At 71.2% G+C, this 2,437-nt stretch carries 4 protein-coding genes; 3 read left to right on the top strand and 1 reads right to left on the bottom strand.

Annotated features, from left to right (window positions below):
• The coding region (locus tag JaAD80_RS28910) for a TolC family protein (RefSeq protein WP_146012607.1) at nucleotides 1-334 on the top strand (334 nt) is incomplete at its 5' end.
• A 19-nt stretch (nucleotides 335-353) separates the two neighbouring features.
• On the opposite strand, the gene JaAD80_RS28905 is transcribed toward JaAD80_RS28910, so the two are convergent.
• On the bottom strand, nucleotides 354-1,259 hold the full coding sequence (locus JaAD80_RS28905; RefSeq protein WP_102299625.1) for a LysR family transcriptional regulator: 906 nt from the start codon (nucleotides 1,257-1,259) through the stop codon (nucleotides 354-356).
• Nucleotides 1,260-1,305: 46 nt separating this feature from the next.
• Here JaAD80_RS28905 and JaAD80_RS28900 point away from each other — a divergent pair, with 46 nt between their 5' ends.
• Nucleotides 1,306-2,052, top strand: a complete 747-nt coding sequence (locus tag JaAD80_RS28900; protein ID WP_180979653.1) for a bifunctional 2-polyprenyl-6-hydroxyphenol methylase/3-demethylubiquinol 3-O-methyltransferase UbiG — start codon at nucleotides 1,306-1,308, stop codon at nucleotides 2,050-2,052.
• A 44-nt stretch (nucleotides 2,053-2,096) separates the two neighbouring features.
• A complete protein-coding gene (locus JaAD80_RS28895; protein WP_146012606.1) occupies nucleotides 2,097-2,315 on the top strand; it encodes a hypothetical protein in 219 nt (72 codons plus the stop codon).
• The last annotated feature ends 122 nt before the right edge of the window (nucleotides 2,316-2,437 follow it).

Genomic DNA, 2,437 nt, shown 5'->3' with positions numbered 1-2,437 from the left:
CGCCGGTGCCGAGGTGCTGGCCGCGCAGGCCGGCTTCGACAAGGCGCTGGCGCTGGCATTGGAAGAAACCGACAGCGCCATCGCGCAATGGGTGCAGCTGCGCAGCCGCCATGCGGAACTGCGCGAGGCGCACCAGCTGGCGCAGGAAAGCGCGCGCCTGGCCAGGGTGCGCTACCAGGAAGGCGCGGAAAGCCTGCTGGGCGTGCTCGAAGCAGAACGCATCGCCCTGGCCACGCAGGAGCAGCTGGTGACGGCGCACCGCGACGTGGCCATCGCCACGGCCCATGGCTACACGGCCATGGCGGGCGGCTTTGACGGGCCGGTGCAGCGCTAGAAGACAGACGCCGGCGGCGTCAGGCAGCGCCGACCTGGCTGGCGCAGGCGTCGACCACGCAGCCGCGCAGCCAGCGGTGGGCGGGGTCGGCATCCATGCGCGGATGCCACATCAGGGACACGGTCAGGTCCGGCATGCGCAAGGGCAGCGCAAAGCTGAACATGCCGGCGCGCAGATTGCCCGTGTGCCGTTCCGGCACGGTGGCGATCAGGTCGGAGCCATCGGCCAGCGCCAGCGCCGCCGTAAAGCCGCCGACGATGCTGGCGATGCTGCGCTGCAGTCCCAGCGCGGCCAGCGCATCATCCATCGGCCCCGTATCCTGGTCGCGCCGCGCCACAAGCACGTGCTGGCCGGCCGCGTAGCGCTCGGCGCTGATCTCGCCCTGCGCCAGCGCATGGCCGCTGCGCACCACGCCGACGAAACGGTCGCCGAACAGCCTGCGCGTGCGCACTTCCGGGCTGGTGAAACTGCCGATCACGCCCGTCTCCAGGTCGATGCTGCCCTCGCGCAGCTGCACGCTTTCGCGGTCGACCTTTTGCACGAAGCGCAAACGCACGCCGGGCGCCTGCGCGCCGATATGCGCGAGCAGCGCGGGACCGAAATTTTCCACGAAACCATCGCTCGAACGCAGCGTGAAGGTCTGCTCCAGCTGGCGCGGATCGAGCCGCTGCGCCGGACCCAGCACGGCCAGCGCCTCGCCCACCAGCTGGCCCACCCGCTCGCGCAATTCCAGCGCGCGCGGCGTGGGCACCAGTTCACGGCCGGCGCGCACCAGGAGCGGGTCGCCGGTCGTCTCGCGCAGGCGCGCCAGGGCGCGGCTCATTGCCGATGGACTCAGGCGCAAGCGCCGCGCGGCGCGCGTGACGCTGCCTTCCGCCAGCAGCACATCGAGGGTGATTAACAGGTTCAGATCGGGTATCGACATAGTTTCTTACCTTAGCATGATTTACTCGGCCCATGGCGTCAGACGCATGGATACATTGCGCGCGGCACGCCTTCCGGCGCGCCTGGCGCGGCGCTACGATGGACGCATCGCCACTTCGATCGACAACGACATGCAAGCCATTCATGCTCCTGCCGCCGGCCCTGCCGCGCGCCCGCGTTTTGCGCTGCCAGGCATGCCGCTGCGGCCGATGGACAGCGCCGACTGGAACCGCCGCCATGCCGGCGAGGATGCCGCCGCGCCGTGCGACGCCAGCGCGCTGCTGGCCGCCGAAGTGGCCGGCCTCGCACCTGGCAGCGCGATCGACCTGGCCAGCGGCACCGGACGCCACGCGGTCTGGCTGGCGCAGCAAGGCTGGCAGGTGCGGGCCGTCGATTTCGCCAAGGCGGGACTCGACAAGGGCCGGCAACTGGCGCATGCGCGCCAGGTCGAGGCGCGCATCGACTTCGTGCTGGCCGACCTGCGCCACTATGCCATCGGCGCCAGCCAGTTTGAGCTGGTGCTGCTGGCCTATCTGCACCTGCCGCAGCAGGAATTGACGCCGATACTGGCGCGCGCGGCCAGGGCCGTGGCGCCCGGCGGCACTTTCCTGCTGCTGGCGCATGACGCGGACAGCTTCGCGCATGGCCACGGCGGGCCGCAGCACGCCGAACTGCTCTACCGCCTGGACAAGGTGCAGGCCTTGCTGGGCGCGGCCTTCCACATCGACAAGGCGGGCCGCTGCGGCAGCGGCGACACGGCCGGCCTGCTGCTGCGGCGCCACGCGCAAGCTTGACGGTGCCACCGGCTGCGCCGCGCGGCGGCGCCAGGGAGCGCCAATTGAGGCGCCTGCTCTCCTGGGCCGTGCGCTGCATCGCGCCGGACAGCCCGGCGCAGGTCCGGCAGCCAAAGACGGAACAGGAACAGGACCAGTCACAGGAGCAGGGACAGGAGCGGGAACAGGGGCAGGACGGCGGCGAAGAGCGGACCTCCTCCGCGCCGGCCGACGCCTATCCGCTCGACGCCACCGGCTGGGGCACCTGCGGCTGGCCCCTGTAATCGCCTTGCTTCAGCACGCCCGCCCGCCTTCGCCTGTCCGTATCAGCACGCCATCGGCCAGCCAGCGCAGCAGCAAGGGCGCCGGCGCGAATGGCGCGGCAGCCTGGTCCTGCAAATGCGCC

The sequence above is a fragment of the Janthinobacterium sp. AD80 genome, from assembly GCF_002878455.1.
Classification (GTDB): domain Bacteria; phylum Pseudomonadota; class Gammaproteobacteria; order Burkholderiales; family Burkholderiaceae_D; genus Janthinobacterium.
Note: the sequence above shows the minus strand (reverse complement) of the source record. Positions and strands in the feature narration are given on the sequence as shown.

Bases quoted from the DNA above. Each gene is read 5' to 3' on its own strand.
- JaAD80_RS28905 (WP_102299625.1), bottom strand. From the start codon at position 1,259: ATGTCGATACCCGATCTGAACCTGTTAATCACCCTCGATGTGCTGCTG.
- JaAD80_RS28900 (WP_180979653.1), top strand. From the start codon at position 1,306: ATGGATACATTGCGCGCGGCACGCCTTCCGGCGCGCCTGGCGCGGCGC.